Source organism: Burkholderia stabilis, from assembly GCF_001742165.1.
In the GTDB taxonomy this organism is placed as follows: Bacteria; Pseudomonadota; Gammaproteobacteria; order Burkholderiales; family Burkholderiaceae; genus Burkholderia; species Burkholderia stabilis.
In genome coordinates this window covers 1,735,897-1,752,264 of record NZ_CP016443.1, presented here as the reverse complement: position 1 = coordinate 1,752,264, position 16,368 = coordinate 1,735,897, and the positions used below count along the sequence as shown (strand labels likewise).

The 16,368-nt window shown below is 66.7% G+C and carries 17 protein-coding genes; 5 read left to right on the top strand and 12 right to left on the bottom strand.

Annotated features, from left to right (window positions below; translation table 11 throughout):
- Positions 1-94 precede the first annotated feature (94 nt).
- The 8 genes from BBJ41_RS25705 to BBJ41_RS25670 form a co-directional block, all read right to left on the bottom strand.
- Positions 95-1,102: an aldo/keto reductase gene (locus tag BBJ41_RS25705; protein ID WP_069749056.1), complete on the bottom strand. Its 1,008-nt coding sequence runs from the start codon at positions 1,100-1,102 to the stop codon at positions 95-97.
- A gap of 53 nt (positions 1,103-1,155) precedes the next feature.
- A complete protein-coding gene (locus BBJ41_RS25700) occupies positions 1,156-1,482 on the bottom strand; it encodes a carboxymuconolactone decarboxylase family protein (RefSeq protein ID WP_069749055.1) in 327 nt (108 codons plus the stop codon).
- A gap of 109 nt (positions 1,483-1,591) precedes the next feature.
- Complete coding sequence (locus BBJ41_RS25695; protein WP_069749054.1) at positions 1,592-2,482, bottom strand: LysR family transcriptional regulator; 891 nt, start codon at positions 2,480-2,482, stop codon at positions 1,592-1,594.
- 86 nt (positions 2,483-2,568) lie between these two features.
- Complete coding sequence (locus tag BBJ41_RS25690; RefSeq protein ID WP_175972645.1) at positions 2,569-3,447, bottom strand: alpha/beta hydrolase; 879 nt, start codon at positions 3,445-3,447, stop codon at positions 2,569-2,571.
- Positions 3,448-3,557: 110 nt separating this feature from the next.
- Positions 3,558-4,304: an alpha/beta fold hydrolase gene (locus BBJ41_RS25685; protein ID WP_069749052.1), complete on the bottom strand. Its 747-nt coding sequence runs from the start codon at positions 4,302-4,304 to the stop codon at positions 3,558-3,560.
- Positions 4,301-5,107 (bottom strand): DinB family protein, encoded by an 807-nt coding sequence (locus BBJ41_RS25680; RefSeq protein WP_069749051.1) that lies wholly within the window; start codon positions 5,105-5,107, stop codon positions 4,301-4,303. The genes BBJ41_RS25685 and BBJ41_RS25680 overlap by 4 nt, the downstream gene beginning before the upstream one ends.
- A gap of 280 nt (positions 5,108-5,387) precedes the next feature.
- Complete coding sequence (locus BBJ41_RS25675; protein WP_069749050.1) at positions 5,388-5,819, bottom strand: YciI family protein; 432 nt, start codon at positions 5,817-5,819, stop codon at positions 5,388-5,390.
- Between the two features lie 220 nt (positions 5,820-6,039).
- Entirely contained in the window at positions 6,040-6,486 is a 447-nt protein-coding gene (locus BBJ41_RS25670) for a YciI family protein (RefSeq protein ID WP_069749049.1), read from the bottom strand.
- A gap of 204 nt (positions 6,487-6,690) precedes the next feature.
- Here BBJ41_RS25670 and BBJ41_RS25665 point away from each other — a divergent pair, with 204 nt between their 5' ends.
- Positions 6,691-6,921, top strand: a complete 231-nt coding sequence (locus tag BBJ41_RS25665; RefSeq protein WP_069750374.1) for a hypothetical protein — start codon at positions 6,691-6,693, stop codon at positions 6,919-6,921.
- A 43-nt stretch (positions 6,922-6,964) separates the two neighbouring features.
- Here the strand turns inward: BBJ41_RS25665 and BBJ41_RS25660 are convergent, their stop codons facing one another.
- From BBJ41_RS25660 to BBJ41_RS25645, 4 genes are all read right to left on the bottom strand, one after another.
- Positions 6,965-7,666 (bottom strand): oxygen-binding di-iron domain-containing protein, encoded by a 702-nt coding sequence (locus tag BBJ41_RS25660; RefSeq protein WP_069749048.1) that lies wholly within the window; start codon positions 7,664-7,666, stop codon positions 6,965-6,967.
- A 202-nt stretch (positions 7,667-7,868) separates the two neighbouring features.
- On the bottom strand, positions 7,869-9,293 hold the full coding sequence (locus BBJ41_RS25655) for an MFS transporter (RefSeq protein WP_069749047.1): 1,425 nt from the start codon (positions 9,291-9,293) through the stop codon (positions 7,869-7,871).
- Between the two features lie 151 nt (positions 9,294-9,444).
- Positions 9,445-10,206 (bottom strand): ABC transporter permease, encoded by a 762-nt coding sequence (locus tag BBJ41_RS25650; protein ID WP_069749046.1) that lies wholly within the window; start codon positions 10,204-10,206, stop codon positions 9,445-9,447.
- Positions 10,207-10,211: 5 nt separating this feature from the next.
- A complete protein-coding gene (locus BBJ41_RS25645) occupies positions 10,212-11,156 on the bottom strand; it encodes an ABC transporter ATP-binding protein (RefSeq protein ID WP_069749045.1) in 945 nt (314 codons plus the stop codon).
- 434 nt (positions 11,157-11,590) lie between these two features.
- Here BBJ41_RS25645 and BBJ41_RS25640 point away from each other — a divergent pair, with 434 nt between their 5' ends.
- The 4 genes from BBJ41_RS25640 to BBJ41_RS25625 all read left to right on the top strand — a co-directional run bounded on the left by BBJ41_RS25640 (position 11,591) and on the right by BBJ41_RS25625 (position 16,348).
- Positions 11,591-11,887: a cupin domain-containing protein gene (locus BBJ41_RS25640; RefSeq protein WP_069749044.1), complete on the top strand. Its 297-nt coding sequence runs from the start codon at positions 11,591-11,593 to the stop codon at positions 11,885-11,887.
- 624 nt (positions 11,888-12,511) lie between these two features.
- Positions 12,512-14,125, top strand: coding sequence for a DUF2957 domain-containing protein (locus BBJ41_RS25635; protein ID WP_069749043.1), 1,614 nt, complete (start codon positions 12,512-12,514; stop codon positions 14,123-14,125).
- Positions 14,126-14,196: 71 nt separating this feature from the next.
- The gene (locus BBJ41_RS25630; RefSeq protein ID WP_069749042.1) at positions 14,197-15,450 is read left to right on the top strand and encodes a DUF2957 domain-containing protein; all 1,254 of its coding nucleotides are present in this window, start codon (positions 14,197-14,199) and stop codon (positions 15,448-15,450) included.
- 73 nt (positions 15,451-15,523) lie between these two features.
- Positions 15,524-16,348 carry an OmpW/AlkL family protein gene (locus tag BBJ41_RS25625; protein WP_069749041.1) on the top strand — a complete coding sequence of 275 codons (825 nt, stop codon included), beginning with the start codon at positions 15,524-15,526 and terminating at the stop codon, positions 16,346-16,348.
- The last annotated feature ends 20 nt before the right edge of the window (positions 16,349-16,368 follow it).

The following is a 16,368-nucleotide window of genomic DNA, read 5'->3' as shown; positions in this document are numbered from 1 at the left end:
CGCCGCAGCGATTGTTTCGCGCGTCGAGCGACGCGCTTTCTTCATCTTGCCGGGCGCGTTGCCCGGCATGTCAGTCGTTCAATCCGTCCACGCTTCAGACCTTGCGGCCTTCGACCGGATAACCGGGATCGGTATAGCCGTGCGTCGACGCGTGTCCGGGCGGCACGAGCGAATCGACGAAACGTTCGTCGTCGGGGCCGAGCTCGAGCGTCAGCGCATCGATGTAGCTGTCCCAGTGCGCTTCGGTGCGCGGCCCCGCGATCGTCGAGCTGACGATGCGGTTCTTCATGACCCACGCGAGTGCGAATGCGACCGACGTCGTGCCGCGCGCGGCCGCGTGCGCGGCGACTTGCTGCGCGATGTGCAACGATTCGGGCCGCCATTCCGTTTGCTGGATGCGCCGGTCGCCGCGGCCCGCGCGCGAATCGGCGGGCGGTTGCGCATCCACCGCGTATTTGCCGGTCAGCACGCCGCGCGCGAGCGGGCTGTACGGCACGACGCCGATCCCGTAATGCGCGGCGGCCGGCAACTGTTCGACCTCGGCCGAGCGATCGACGAGGTTGTACAGCGGTTCGCTCGCGACAGGACGATCGATGCCGAGCTGATCCGCGAGCCGCACGATCTCGGCGATGCGCCAGCCCTTGAAGTTCGACAGCCCGAAGTAGCGCACCTTGCCTTGCCGGATCAGGTCGGCCACCGCGCGCACGCTTTCGTCGAGCGGCGCGTCGGTCAACGCGCGATGGAAATAGAGAATGTCGATGTAGTCGGTGCCGAGCCGCTTCAGGCTCGCGTCGACCGATTCGAAGATCCATTTGCGCGACTGGCCCTGACGGTTCGGCCCGGCGTCCGGTCCCGCCGGATAGCCGAACTTCGTCGCGACGACCCAGCTGTCGCGACGCGGCGCGATCGCGCGGCCGACGATCGATTCCGAGCGGCCGGCGTGATAGACGTCGGCCGTGTCGATGAAATTGACGCCCTGGTCGAACGCCTTGTCGATGATGCGCGCCGACGTCGCTTCGTCGGTTTCGCCGCCGAACATCATTGCACCGAGGCACAGCGGCGATACCTTGAGCGCGCTGCGCCCGAGATAGCGGTGATCCATGTGAATGCTCCATGCGGGCGCAGGCCCGCCGGTTGAGGGAAGGCGCGCGGCGCTTATACGCCGGCTTCGTCGAAGACGCGCTGCGCGATCGGCAGCGCCGAGCTCGCGGTCGGCCAGCCCGAGTAGAACGCGAGATGCGTGATCGCTTCGATCAGCTCGTCGCGCGTGAGGCCGTTGTCGAGCGCTTTCTTCAGGTGGAACGGCAGTTCGTTCACGCGATACAGCGACACGAGGCTCGCGACCGTGACGAGGCTGCGATCGCGCGGCGACAGGCCGGCGCGTTGCCAGACGTCGCCGAACAGCACGTTGTCGGTGTAGTCGGCGAGGGCGGGCGCGATCGCGCCGAATGCCTTGCGTGCGGCGGAAGTCGGTTCGGACATCAAGGGCTCCGGGTGACGTTGGGACATCGACGATGGTAGCGATCGATGCGCTTATCGATAATCCCCGATCATTCGCATGCACTTATCGATCTGGCTCATGAATCGCGGCTCACGGGCAGCGCAGCGCGTCGACGATCAGCGCGAGCGCGCGCGACGACTGCCGCCGGCTCGCGTAATACAGGTGATGGCCGGGAAACGTCGGGCACCAGTCGTCGAGCACGCTGTCGAGGCGGCCGGCAGCGACATGCGGCGCCGCAAGGTCGGCGGGCACGTACGCGAGCCCGTAGCCCGCGAGCGCCGCGTCGAGCATTTCGTACGTGCCGTTGAACGTGACCTGCCCTTCGACGCGCACTTGCAGCGTGTCGTCGCCGCGCGCGAGTTCCCACGCGTACAGCGCGCCGTGCGTCGGCAGGCGCAGGTTGATGCAGTCGTGCGCGACGAGATCCTGCGGCGACGCGGGGCGCCCGCGTTCCGCGAAATAGGCGGGCGCGCCGACGATCGCCATCTTCAGGTCGGGCGAGATGCGCACGGCGATCATGTCCTTCGCGACCTGGTCACCGAGCCGGACGCCGATGTCGAAGCGCTCCGCGACGATGTCGGACAGCCCGTAGTCGGTTACGAACTCGACCTTCAGGTCGGGATAGTCGCGCAGCACCGGCGACAGCTTCGGCCACAGCAGCGTGCGGATCACATAATCGGTCGCGTTGATGCGCACGGTGCCGGCCGGCTTGTCGCGCAGTTCCGCGAGCGCCGACAGTTCGGCCTCTATTTCGTCGAAGCGCGGCGCGAGGTTGCGCAGCACGCGCTCGCCGGCTTCGGTCGGCGATACGCTGCGCGTCGTGCGCGTGAGCAGCCGTACGCCGAGGCGCGTTTCGAGCGAGCGGATCGTATGGCTGAGCGCGGATTGCGAGACGCCGAGCCGGGCGGCCGCGCGCGTGAAGTTGCGCTCGCGCGCGACGGCGATGAAGGCGAGCAGGTCCGCAAAGTTGTCGCGCGGCATGGAAGGTGTCGGGTGGTCGGTGCCAGCGCATCGTACCACCGGGTTCACCGGGACCGCCGCGTCGTGACGCGCGGCGGCGGCGCGCGTCAGCCCGCGCGCGTCATGCCGGGCGCAGGATTCGCGGGACGGTACGCGTAGCCGCTGTGCTGGAACGATGCCGAGAAGAACCGCATCTGGTAGCGGATCGCATTCGCCCAGTAATCCCACGTATGGCCGCCCGGCCGCTCCGCGTAGTCGTGCGGCACGCCGAGTTCGACGAGCCGTTCGTGCAGCGTGCGGTTCGAGCCGACGAACGCATCGTCGCGGCCGCAATCGATCGTCAGGTCGAGATGGGCGCGCACGAATGCGCGCGCGCTTTCGACGATCACGTTGCGATTCCAGAACGACGGATGGCGGCCCGGGTCGCCGAACACGTGGTCGATGCCCGGCTCGTCCTCGCAGCAGCGCGGATCGACCGCGCCGCTGATGCTGCCGACCGCGCCGAACGTGTCGGGCCGGTCGAGCGCGATGCGCAGTGCGCCGAAGCCGCCCATGCTGAGCCCGGTGATCGCGCGGGCGCGCTGGGCCGCGATGGTGCGGAAGTGCAGGTCGACATAGGACACGACTTCGTCGCCGACGAAGGTTTCGTAGCGGCTGCCTGAATCGAACGGGCTGTCGATGTACCAGCTTTCGTGGCCGCCGTCGGGCATCACCAGGATCACGCGATAGCGGTCGGCCAGCGCCGCGATGTGCGTGTTCGTCGTCCAGTCGGTGTGGTCGCCGCCCGAGCCGTGCAGCAGATACACGACCGGATAGCGTTCGCCGGCCTTGTTGCCGCGCGCGTAGTCGTCGGGCAGCACCACGGTCGCCTTCAGCGTCTCGCGCATCGCGACGCTGGGAATCGCGACGATCCGTGCATGGAACGCGAGCGCAGGGCCCGAGATGGCCAGCAGCAGAAGCAGCCAGAAGGCGCGTGCCAGGTACATCGATCCTCGCATGTGTCGACCCCGTCCGGCGGCGAGCGCCGGGAAAACCCTGTTCCGCCGACTCTAGCAACCGCGCCTTTCAGCCATATTTCGGCGAACCCTACGGGCTGTCAGGCGCGGGTCGGCCCGGTTGCCAGCCAGCGCTCGACCGTCTCGCGAAACGCATCGGGCCGCTCGGCCGGCACCAGGTGCCCACAGCGTTCTATCGTGTCGAAGCCGGCGCAGCGCGCGAGCGCCCAGCCCGGCACATGCCAGCCCGCGCGCGAGCGTTCGCCGGCGACGAGCCGGACCGCGTGACGCGCGAACACCTGTGCGAGCGCGGCGAGGTAGCCGGGCTCGCCGGTCGTCGCGACGACCGAGCGGCCCATTGCGCGCAGCGTCGATGCGGGCTGGTGCATGAGCCAGCGGCGGGCGTCGTCGAGCATGCGCGGCGACGGATCGTCGATTGCGCCGCGCAGCCAGCCGTGCGGATCGGCGCGCAGGCCGTCGAGCATCGCATCGGCCTCACCAGGCGTCATGCGGCCGACCGACGCCGACCAGAACGCATCGTCGAGCGTGAAGTTGCCTTCGACGTTGACGATCCGCCGCACGCGTTCCGGATGCGCATGGGCGAACAGCATCGCGATCGCGCCGCCGACCGAGTGGCCGACGACATCGACAGGCTGCGCGCCGAAGTGCGCGTCGACCGCGTACCGGACATGCTCGACCTGCGCGGCGAGCGTGATGGTGTCGAACGGCGCCGCGCGATGTGCGCCGTAGCCGAGCAGGTCGGGGGCGAGATAAGGACCGTTCCATTCGCGCACGTCGAACGTGCCGATGAAACCGTGAATGAAGACGACGGGCGTGGGCTGGGTCATTCGGCGGGCACGGAAGGAAGGGGCGGCAACGCGAGTTCGGCGACGAGTTCGTCGAGTTCGAGCACGTGCGTGCGGTCGTGATCGAGCAGCTCGCGCACGAGTTCGTCGAGCGACATGCGGCGGATGCCGTCGCGCAGCCCGCAGCGCGCGAGTTGCGGCGGCTGCAGCGTGGCGGCCGTTGCGCACAGCGCGGCGCGCCCCGTGCGGAAGCCCGCGAGTGCGGGGTCGAGCGGCTGGGCGAGGTAGTCACGTTGCGCGGCGAGCGCGGTGCCGTCGACGGACGCGATCACGGGCAGTTCGATCGTGCGCACGGCGTCGATGCGTTCGGCGAACACCGTATCGAGATCGCGCAGGTGGCACGCATGCTCGACGAGCGAGAAGCCGGTGCCGGCCGGGCGGCGCGTGCGCAGCGCGGCCGGCACGTGCGCGATATACGCGGCGAGCCGGTCGGGCATGCGGGCCAGCGCGGCGACGACGTCCGCGAACGGCAGCGGCTGCGGATACGCGCTGAACACGGCGCCATAGCTGAACAGCGCGCCGCCGACGCGCCCGCGCGCCTGCACGACGTCGTGGCCGTGGCGGCGCATGATCTCCGCGACCATCGCGCCGCAGAACTGGCGGGCCGTCGTGTCGGCTTCGATTTCGGGGAATTTGCGTGCGATTTCGTGCTGGATCGCACCGATCGCGGCGACACCGACGCGCGACAACGCTGCGAATTCGATGTAGCGCTCGGGTTGCGCGATCAGCGCTTCGAGCTGGGCGCCGAGCGTGGTTGCGCGGAAACGGTCGAAACGGGAATGCATGACGGACGGGTTTTGGCGAGTAACGTGTCAAAACGATACGTTACTCGCCAAGGGCGAGTCAACAGGCATGTCGGGTGTTGCCGGCATGGCGCGAGTTGGCGAGCGCCTCGATCGGCTGGTCCCTGACGATCTCGCTCGCCCGCGCCTGGCGCTCCAGCGCCGGGCCGCCGTCGCGCGCGAGTTGCGCGCTCCGGCCCGGCTCTGCGCCTTCAGGCGGATCGCGTTCGCGGCGAGAAAACCCATCGACGACACCGTCGCGCCGATCGCCCGCGCTCGCCGGTCAGGGTTTCTGCCGGGCGTCGATTTCCGCCTGGATGCGCGTTTCCTGCTCCTGCAGCGCCGGCGTGAATTCTTCGCCGAAATCCTCGAGCTCGAACAGCGGGCGGATCTCGATGTCGGAGTCGCCGGGCATCGGATTCGGGCAGCGCTTGACCCATTCGACGGCTTCTTCGATCGATTTCACCTGCCACAGCCAGTAGCCCGCGACGAGCTCCGTGGTTTTGGCGAACGGGCCGTCGGTGACGGTGCGGTTCTTGCAGGAAAAGTGCACGCGCTTGCCGTAGCTGCTCGCGCGCAATCCATCGGCGGCGAGCAGGATGCCGGCGCTCGCCAGTTCTTCGTTGAAGCGGCCCATCGCGGCCAGCAGTTCGGTGTCGGGCATCCGATCGGCTTCGGAATCGGCGGTCGCCTTGACGATTACCATGACGCGCATTTCGTCTCTCCTTGAATCCGGGTAGTGGGGTGTTCGTCGGGCTGTCGGCGAACGGGGCTTACGACACTACGACGGGCGGCGATCGGGGAATTCGACGGCGGGCGCAAAAAAGATCGGGTGCGGCGGTGCAGCAGTTGCTGCGCGTGACGGGCGGTCGATCGACATGCGGTGTTGCGGGCGGGCCGCCGTGTCGGGCGGCCCGGTTTGACGTGATGGCCGGTCAGTTCCCTGCAGGCGGGTTCTTTGGGCCGTCGCCGAGTTGCGCGCGCAATTGCGCTTCCTGTTCCTGCAGCTCGGGTGTCAGTTCAGCGCCGAAATCCTCGGGAGAAAACACCTGGCGGATCTCGATCTCCGATTCGCCGAGCATCGGGTTCGGGCAGCGCTTCACCCATTCGACGGCTTCGTCCAGCGAATTCACCTGCCACAGCCAGAAGCCGGCGATGAGTTCCTTGGTTTCGGCGAACGGGCCGTCGGTCACGGTCCGGTCCTTGCCGGCGAAACGCACGCGCTTGCCTCGGGTACTCGGGTGCAGTCCTTCGCCGGCGAGCATCACGCCCGCTTTCACGAGCGCTTCGTTGTACTGGCCCATCGCGGTCAGCAGTTCGGTGTCGGGCATCTTGCCGGCTTCGGAATCGGCGGTCGCCTTGACGATTACCATGACGCGCATTGTTGTTGCTCCTGAGTCGGGAAAGTGGAATGTGCGCCGGCGTCGCGTGAAAACCGGCCGGTGCTTGCGATGGTACGACGCGCGACGTGCGGCGAATTCGACATCGGCACGAAAAAAAGCGCCGTCGCGCGGGCGGCGGGCACGCTGGCCGGCCTTGTCTCCAAAGCTGGTATGCTGACTCACCACGTTCACGCGGAGGGTGCCATGGCTGCTAAAGAAGTCTCGAAGAAGAAATACCTGAAGATTCTCAACAAACGCTTGCGCGCCGAGCCGGCGGCCCCGGCCGGCGCGTCGTTCGTGTTTTTCCCGCTGGGCGCGAAGGCGAAGCACGCGACGGGCGTCGTGTCCGGCGACACGCGCAGCAAGCGCGAGTTGGCGGTGATGGCCGCGGTCCAGCGCAAGGCGGCCGAAGAGTTCGTCGTCACCGGCGCCTGACCAGCATCCGTCATACCACCGCTTGTGTCGCCGCCTGCGTGCGTTACGCGGCGGCCGCTTCGCAATGCGCGATCGCACCGGCCAGCACGCGCGGGATGTCGTGCGTGATGGCCGGGCCGTGCATCGGCAGGATGATGTCGAGGTCGAGCGCCTCGATACGCCGTAGCGCGCTCGCCAGGTGCGCGAGCGACGGCAGATAGTCCGAACGTTTGATCGAATCGAGGATCGCCGGCAGCGGGTCGTCGGTTTCTTCGTCGCCGAAGCGCATCAGGATGTCCGACGACAGCAGCGCCTTGCAGGCCGGCAGGTACACGACCAGCGCATCCCATTGATGGACGTGTTTCGTGAAGATCGGCACGATGTCGATGCCGGAAATCGTCGTCAACTCGCCGTCCTTCAGCGGCTTCGCGCGCACGCCGAAGATATCGGCCAGCCCGTGCGTGCAGATCGGATGCGCGTACGCGACGAGCGCCGGGTTGGCGGCGAGGAAGTCGGGCAGCGCGCCCATCTCGTCGACTTCGAAATGCGGGACGATCACGCTGCTCACCATCGACGGCGCGATGCCGACCGTCGCGAGGCTCGTGCTCAGTTGCGGAAAATTGGAACGGGTGCCCGTTTCGATGCAGACGACTTCACCGTTCGGCGAACGGACGAAGAACTGGCTGAAGCCGAGCCTCAGCCTGTCGATGTAGGTCGTGGCGCGAAACAGGCCGCTGCGGATTTCTTCGATACGAGCGTGGTCCATCGATGCGATCCTTGCGCGGGCAGTGGGGGCGGGGGCGCACCGTTGCGCGATCGCCGCGCCGCACAAGGGGCCGCGCGAACCGGTGCATCGACGCAGTCTAGCAGCGCCGCTCCGCGCGTGAATCCTGTCAGTTCACGCAACGGCCGGGAGCGGCGCGGAGCGCCTTCCCGGCCCGAACGAAAACCGCCAGCCGATCCGGGGATCAGGACACCTTGTCCGCAGCGGCCGCCGGATACCGGCCGCTGCCGCCCGCTTCGTCACCTGCCGCGAGTTGTTCCAGCGCGAGGCCCTTCGTTTCGATCCCGAGCGTCCACACGGCGATCGCGGCCGCGATGAACGACAGCGCGCCGAGCGTGAACACGCCGCCTTGGCCGAACACCGGCAGCACCACGCCGACCACATACGGCCCGATCAGCGAGCCGACCCGCCCGATCGCCGACGCGAAGCCCGAGCCCGTCGCGCGCGCGCCGGTGCCGTACAGCTCGGGCGTATAGGTGTACAGCGCGGCCCACATCCCGAACAGGAAGAACTGCATCGCGAGGCCGGTGACGATCAGCAGCGTCGTGCTGCCGCCGTACAGCGCGCTCTGGCCGTACGCGTATGCCATCGCGCCGCCGCCGATCAGCGACGCGATGCAGGTCGGCTTGCGCCCCCAGCGCTCGACGAGCCACGCGGCGCACAGGAAGCCCGGCACGCCGCCGAGCGAGATCAGCACCGTGTAGAACACCGATTTCGTGACCTCGAAGCCTGCCTGCTGCAACAGCGCGCCGAGCCATGACGTGAGGCCGTAGAAGCCGAGCAGCGCGAAGAACCACAGCAGCCACACCATCACGGTGCGGCGGCGGTACACGCCGCTCCAGATTTCGCGCAGCGCGCCGCGGCCGCGCGCGGCCACCGGTTCGGCGAGCCGCGACGGTGGCGGCAGCGTCGTGACGCCGGCCGAGCGCATCACCTTCGCTTCGATCGTCTGCATCACCGTGTCGGCTTCCGCATGGCGGCCCGCGTGTTCGAGCCAGCGCGGCGATTCGGGCACGATGCGGCGCACGACGAGCACGAACACGGCGGGAATCGCGAGCAGCGCGAACACCGTGCGCCAGCCGAACTGCGGCAGCACGAAGTACGCGACGATGCCGGCCGTGATGAAACCCAGCGGCCAGAAGCCGTCCATCAGCGCGATCAGGCGGCCGCGCTTCTCGGTCGGCACGAATTCGGACAGCAGCGTCTGCGCGACCGGGAATTCCATCCCCATCCCGATCCCGAGCAGCACGCGGTAGACGATCAGCGCGTCGACGCTCTGCGCGGTCGAGCACAGGTACGACGCGGCGCCCCACAGCACCATGCTCCACTGGAACACGGGCCGGCGGCCGAAGCGGTCGGCGAGCAGGCCGGCGACGGCCGCGCCGATCACCATCCCGAAGAAGCTTGCGCTCGCGACGAGGCCGGCGGCGGCCGTCGACAAACCGAACTCCTTGCGGATCGAGCCGAGCACGAACGTCATCGTGCCGAGGTCGACCGAATCGAAGAAGAACGCGATGGCGATGATGAAGAAGATCCGCTTGTGATAGCCGGAGAACGGCAGGCGTTCGAGCCGGGCGGCGGCGGAGGCGGGAGCGGTGGCGGCGGGCATGGCGTCCTCTGAAATGAAAAGGGGCCTCGCAGCGCATGCTCCAGGGCCCCGATGCTTCGGTATTCAGTAGACGCGACCACAAAATGCCGCATCAGAGGAAAAGCGCCGCCTGCTTGCCCAAATGCGTCATCGGCGGGCGGCGCGCGATGCGTCAATTCTTCAGCTTGTATCCGGTGCGGAACATCCACGCGACGATCGCGAGCAGGATCACGAGGAACAGCCCGGTTGCCGCGAGGCTGATCCACACGTGCACGTCGGCGATCCCGTAGAACGACCAGCGGAAGCCGCTGACCAGGTACACGATCGGGTTGAACAGCGTGATGACGCGCCACGCGGGCGGCAGCATGTCGACCGAATAGAAGCTGCCGCCGAGGAACGTGAGCGGCGTGATGATCAAAAGCGGCACGAGTTGCAGCTTCTCGAAGCTGTCGGCCCAGATGCCGATCACGAAGCCGAACAGGCTGAACGTGACCGCGGTGAGCACGAGGAACAGCACCATCCAGAACGGATGCAGGATGTGCAGCGGCACGAACAGGCCGGCCGTGGCGAGGATGATGACGCCGAGCAGTATCGACTTCGACGCGGCCGCGCCCACGTAGGCGATCACGATTTCCCAGTACGACACGGGCGCGGACAGGATCTCGTAGATCGTGCCCGTGAAGCGCGGGAAGTAGATGCCGAACGACGCGTTCGAGATGCTCTGCGACAGCAGCGACAGCATCACGAGGCCCGGCACGATGAACGACCCGTAGCCGATGCCGTTCACGTCGCTGATGCGCGAGCCGATCGCGGAGCCGAACACGACGAAATACAGCGACGTCGAGATCACCGGCGCGATGATGCTCTGCATCAGCGTGCGGCGCGTGCGGGCCATTTCTGCGCGGTAGATCGCGCGGATTCCATGCAGATTCATGTGCGTCAGGCTCCTTGTACGCCGTTGCGCCGGTTGTCGATCAGGCTGACGAAAATGTCTTCGAGCGAGCTCTGCGTCGTGTGCAGGTCGCGGAACCCGATGCCGGCGGAGCCCAGCGCGTTGATCAGCTTCGCGATGCTCGCGTCGTCGCGCTGCGAGTCGTAGGTGTAGACGAGCGCGGCGCCGTCGTCCGCGCGTTCGAGCCCGAACGGCGCGAGCGCGGGCGGGACGTCCGTGAGCGGCTGCTCGAGCTGCACGGTCAGCTGCTTCTTGCCGAGCTTGCGCATCAGTTCGCGCTTTTCCTCGACGAGAACGAGCTCGCCGCCGAGGATGATGCCGATCCGGTCGGCCATCTCTTCGGCTTCCTCGATGTAGTGCGTGGTCAGCAGGATCGTCACGCCGCTTTCGCGCAGCGAATCGACGAGCTTCCACATGTCGCGGCGCAGCTCGACGTCGACGCCGGCCGTCGGCTCGTCGAGGAACAGGATGCGCGGCTCGTGCGACAGCGCCTTCGCGATCATCACGCGGCGCTTCATGCCGCCCGACAGCGTCATCAGCTTGTTGTCGCGCTTGTCCCACAGCGACAGCGCCTTCAGCGTCTTTTCGATGTGTGCGGGATCGGGCGCCTTGCCGAACAGGCCGCGGCTGAACGACACGGTCGCCCAGACGGTTTCGAACGCGTCGGTCGTCAGCTCCTGCGGCACGAGGCCGATCATTTCGCGGGCCGCGCGGTAGTGATCGCGGATGTCGTGGCCGCCGACCGTCACGCGGCCTGCGGTCGGCGTGACGATGCCGCAGATCGAGCCGATCAGCGTCGTCTTGCCGGCGCCGTTCGGCCCGAGCAGCGCGAAGATCTCGCCGGGGCGGATGTCGAGGGTCACGTGCTTCAGCGCCTGGAAGCCGGACGCGTAAGTCTTGGAGAGGTCGGAGACGGAAAGGATCGGTTGCATGCTCACGGATGGCACGGCCGGCCGGCACGACCGCCTGCGCCGCGCGTGCCCGGCGCAGCCGCCGCTGCGAAGCGGCCGGGACCGGGGACGGCATGGCGGACGGGCGTCATGTCGAACGGTATTGTGGTGCGGGATCGCGGGACCGCCATATTAGCAATCGGTAGATGGAAATGCATTCTGATGGAAAGGCCGTGCGTTGCCGGTGCCGAATTGGCGTGGAATGGACGAGTCTCGCTCGACAAAGCGGCGTTTTATTTGATTCGTGCGAACAATGAATGCCTTTTTACGCGAATCGGCCGGCGATCGTGGTTTCGCTCGGCAGTGGGGCCGACGGTCGCGCGACTGTGCTGCCGGAACACCGCCGCGCCGTACCGGGACGCCATGCGCGGCGCTCGCGATAATGCGTTCCTTTCACGCTTAATGGAGCGGGGCGCATGTCTTTGATCGATTTCAAATCCGTGGCGGCCGGGCAGGCCGTCGCCTGGAAATCCACGATCGTCGGCGAAGTCGGGCCGGCCAGGATCAAGGTGTTGCGCATGGATGCGCAGCCTTACGAAGCGGAAGTGCACGACTACAACGAAGGGCTGCTGGTGCTCGACGGCAAGCTGATGCTCGAAGTCGGGGCGGAAACGGTCGTGGTCGAGGCCGGGCAGATGTATCTCGCGCTCGCCGGCACGCTTCATGCGGTGCTGCCCGGCAGCCACGGCACGCTCGCGATCATCGACGTGTAAGGTTGCGCCGCAACATGCTCGCGGGCCGCTGAAGGCCGACCGGCTTGGCTCGGCGCGGCTTGGCGGTTGCCGTTCAAACGCGTGTTCCACGGCCCGGGTATTTGTCTGAGCAAATAAAATGAAGGCTGTTTGAAAATCTGTCAAATACCGTGTAAACGCTAGGATCGCGCGGTTTCATTCGTTTGGAACTCTGCATCCATTTACTTGTTTGAATGGTCCGATCATAGTCTCAAAAAACGACGCATCACGATAACGAATCAAGCGTACGTACGGAGACCATTCATGAGACGCCTAGCCGCGGGGCCAGTCGGACTGCCGTTTCCCCATTTTTCACTGAATTCACTGAATGCCGGCGCGACATCCGTCGCCAGCCTGCGTTGTCGCATCGCCGTGTAGCGGCGAATCATTTTCCGTTTCGATCGTTCCGACGGCGCCGTGCCGCATGACGGCGCTGCGGGAGAGCGCTTGCCTGCCGCAGCGGCTTTCGTCGCATTTGCGTGAGCTGCAGGGCGTGACCTGGCGAACACCATCATGCGCCGCGCGTTCGTGCGGCGGCGCGATACCAACCGGCGGGCCAAGCAGCCTGTCCGGACGAGACTTGTCGTACCTGAAAAGGAGGGGTTGATGATTTGCATTCCTGAATGGCGGAAGGCGATCCTGTCGTGCGCAGTGCTGGCGCTGCCGTTCGTCGCCGGTTGCGGCGGCGGCGACGATCCGGGGCCGATCAACGTGCCGCAGTGCTCGGGCAGCGCATGCGGGCCGAGCGGCGCGGAAACGACGCCGCCGGTGGTGACGAAGCTGTGTCCGGACGCGCTCGACTATTCGACGACCTATACGGGCGGCGCCGGCAGCGGCGAATACGTGAAGGTGAAGTTCGACACGACGAAGCTCACCTATCAGATGCAGTTCATCGAATCGTCGGTGCCGACATCGGCGGGGCAAGTCAACAACACGCGTGCGGGCCTGACGATCAGCGGCGCATTCCATCATCCGACCAATCTCCCGACGGCCGAGCAGAATCGCTGCGCGTTCGTGCTCGACAGCGGCGCGACGAGCGACGGCGCGTATTCGGTGACGATCAAGCGCACGGACCCGCCGATGCTGTTCGTCGGCAATGGCGTGGTGGGCGGCGGGATTCCGGGGGCGACGATCGCGTTCGCGGGTATCGACCTCGGGGCTCCGTTGCCCATCGGCCTCGTGCCGTCGCGCACGTTCGATTTCTATCCGTTCATCGGCTTCATCGAAACGGAAACCGACTTTTCGAAGGTCGCGGGCAATTACAACGAGGTAGGCATCCATCTGTCACCGCTCGGCGGGGGCGGGCAGAGTGCGCCCGGCCCGATCGGCTGGGAACCGGACGTCGTCAACTGGAACCAGACGCTCAATGCGAACGGTTCATGCACGATCACGCCAGGCAGCGACTACTCGTGCCAGACGACCGGGAGCCCCTGGACGCTGCGCAAGAATGCGGACGGGTCGGCCGACAACGTGTTCGTGAGCAACGGGCTGGCGAACGCGTTTGGTTTGGTCTCGTATCCGATGGCGGGGCAGGGGTCGTCGCTGCTCCTCCTTGCGTCGAGTCAGGCCAAAGGCATCATGATCGTCGGCAAGCTGAACGGCGTGCGGATACCGGTCGTGATTCGGGTCGGCTATACGCATGTCGATCCGGCCAATCTGCTCGCGTCGGTCGCCGATGCCGAAGTCGGGATCTCGATGCTGTCGTCGACCACCGCGATTGCCGCGAATTCCCTGAAGGGCGGTTACATCGGTGCAACCAGCGCATCCGCATGCGGCATCGTGACGTCGCCCGGCACGACGACCTTCTTCCCGACGGCGGGCCCGAGCTTCAATCCGAACGTGCCGCACCCGGACCTGCCCGGCAATTTCGTCAACGGCACCTTCTTGACGGAAGCCGGAACCTGCAACGACGGTACCGCCGTGTCGACGCTCGCCGCGAACTACACGTCCACGCTGTTCCAGGGCAGTACCGCGGCGTTCATCGATCCGCAGACGTCGTCGGTGAGCTCGCAGTTCGCGCTCGACTATACGCAGGCCACGCCCGGCAAGATCAAGGTCACGGCCACGCAGGACTTCAACGCGAAGGGCCCGAACGGCAACGTGGCGATCTTCAGCAAGGGCGACACCGGCTGGCTCGTGACGGCCGGCAACGTCTACGCGATGGTCGTCAACAACAGCAAGGTCAACCCGTTCTTCACGGTCGGCGCGTTCGTCCAGTAACCCTGTATTGAACACGTAACACCGGCGGCGCAAGCGTCGCCGCCGGCGAATCGAATTTCAAGAGGATTCCTATGAATTTGAAACATTGGATGGCCGCGGCGTCGCTCGCGCCCGTGCTGGCCGCGTGCGGCGGAGACGGCGACCCGCCGCCCGCGCCGGTGGTCCGGCTGTGCCCGCAGACGATCGACTACAACACGGTGTTCATCGGCGGTTCCGGATCGGGCGAGCTCGTGAAAGTGCAACTCGACACGACGAAGATGACGTACCGGATGACCTACCTCGCGTCGCCGGTGCCGACCACCACGGGCACCGTGCAGCCTACGCGAGATACGGCGCCGGCCAACGTGGTCGACGGCACGCTCGCCGACGAAACGGGGCTGCCGACGGTCAAGCTGAACCAGTGCACGTTCCGGATGCAGAACGCGAGCCTCGACCCGACGCGGCCGGCGCGGCTGTTCCTCGGCGAAGGCGTGCTGGGCGGCGCGATCCCCGGCGCGACGATCCAGTTCGACGGCGTGATCGGCGTCGGCAAGATCCCGAAGACGACGTTCCCGTACTACCCGTTCATCAGCTTCTCGTCGCTGGAAACCGACCTGACGAAGATCGCCGGCACATACAACCAGCTCGGTTATCACCAGGTGCCGTCGCAAAGCTTCCAGCCGGTGGCGCTCGACCAGAAGGTGACGATCAACGCGGACGGCAGCTACGTCGAGACCGACAACTTCGGCAAGAAGAACGGCGGGCAGCCGCTCGCGTCGAGCGCGATCGTGAACCAGCCGTTCAAGCTGCGCCCGGATGCGCCGGCATTCCAGTCGCTCAACTACCAGCCGCAGATTCCGGCGACGCTCGCCGCGCTCGATCCGGCGAAGGCCGGCAAGGGGATCCTGATCGTCGGCAAGCTGCGCAACCAGCTCGTGCCGATCTTCATCCGCACCGGCGCCGCGAACGCGGACCTCACGCAAGGCCCGCCGAGCGCGGACGACGAATCGGGTATTTCGTTCCTGAGCCCGCAAACGGCGATCACGCAGGGTTCGCAGGACGGCGAGTACACGGGCGTCGACAGCGCGTTCAACTACCGTGCGACCGCGCTCATCGGCGCGCAGGCCACGCTGCTCGATCCGTTCAATGCGTCGCAGGCCGCACTCACGCGCGCGCTGAACCTCGACTACACGCAGAAAGTGCCGGGCGTCGTGACGACCGTGCATGCAGATGCGGCGTCGGGTCCGGCGACCGGCAAGTTCGTGTTCACCGGCGGCGTGTTCGGGTTCCTCGACATGGCCGATACGAGCAACCCGTACTTCACGGTCGGCGCGTTCGTGCAGTGACCGCGTGCGGATGGAGACATGGCGGCGCCGCGCGCGGATGCGCGGCGCCCCGACAGAATGAGGGGGAGACTTCATGAAGAAGCTGATTGTCGCGGGCGTCGTCGCAGGCGTGTCGACGCTCGCATCGGCCCAGCAGGCGGGCGACAACGTCGCGACGCTCGGGTGGCTGCACATCATGCCGCAGGATTCGACCAACGGTCTGACGACGAATCTCGCGGGCATGCCGATCAACGGGCCGCTGCGCCTGCCCGGTTCGTTCACGTCGCCGGGCACGAGCCTGACGGTCAACAATGCCGATACGGTCGGCCTCACGCTTACGCACTTCTTCACCGACCACATCGCGGTGACGTCGGTGCTCGGCGTGCCGCCCGAGTTCACGCTGACCGGCCACGGCGTGATCAAGCCGCCGGGTCCGGCCGGTGCGCTCGGCAACGTCGACATGGACAAGTCGGCGAACCAGCCGGCCGTGAAGAACGCGCGGCAGTGGAGCCCGACGATCATCCTGCAGTACTACTTCAATGCACCGACGGCGAAGTTCCGGCCGTTCGTCGGGATCGGCGTGGCCTACAGCTGGTTCAGCAACATCGAGCTGAACGGCAACTTCGCGAAGGACATCAACGAGAACCTCGGCAGCGTGCTCGCGGCCGGCGCCGGCAAGCCGGGTGCGACGTCGGTGGAGGGCAAGGCGTCGTCGTCGTTCACGCCGGTCTACAACATCGGCGCGAGCTATGCGATCGACAAGCACTGGGGGCTGACGGCGACGCTGACGTACATGCCGCTGAAGACCTACTCGTCGCTGGTGATCAAGGCGGCCGACGGGTCCACGCTCGCGACCACGCGCACGAAGCTGAAGGCCGATCCGCTGATCACGTTCGTCGGGATTTCCTACAAGTTCTGAGCCGACCGGCGTGCATGACG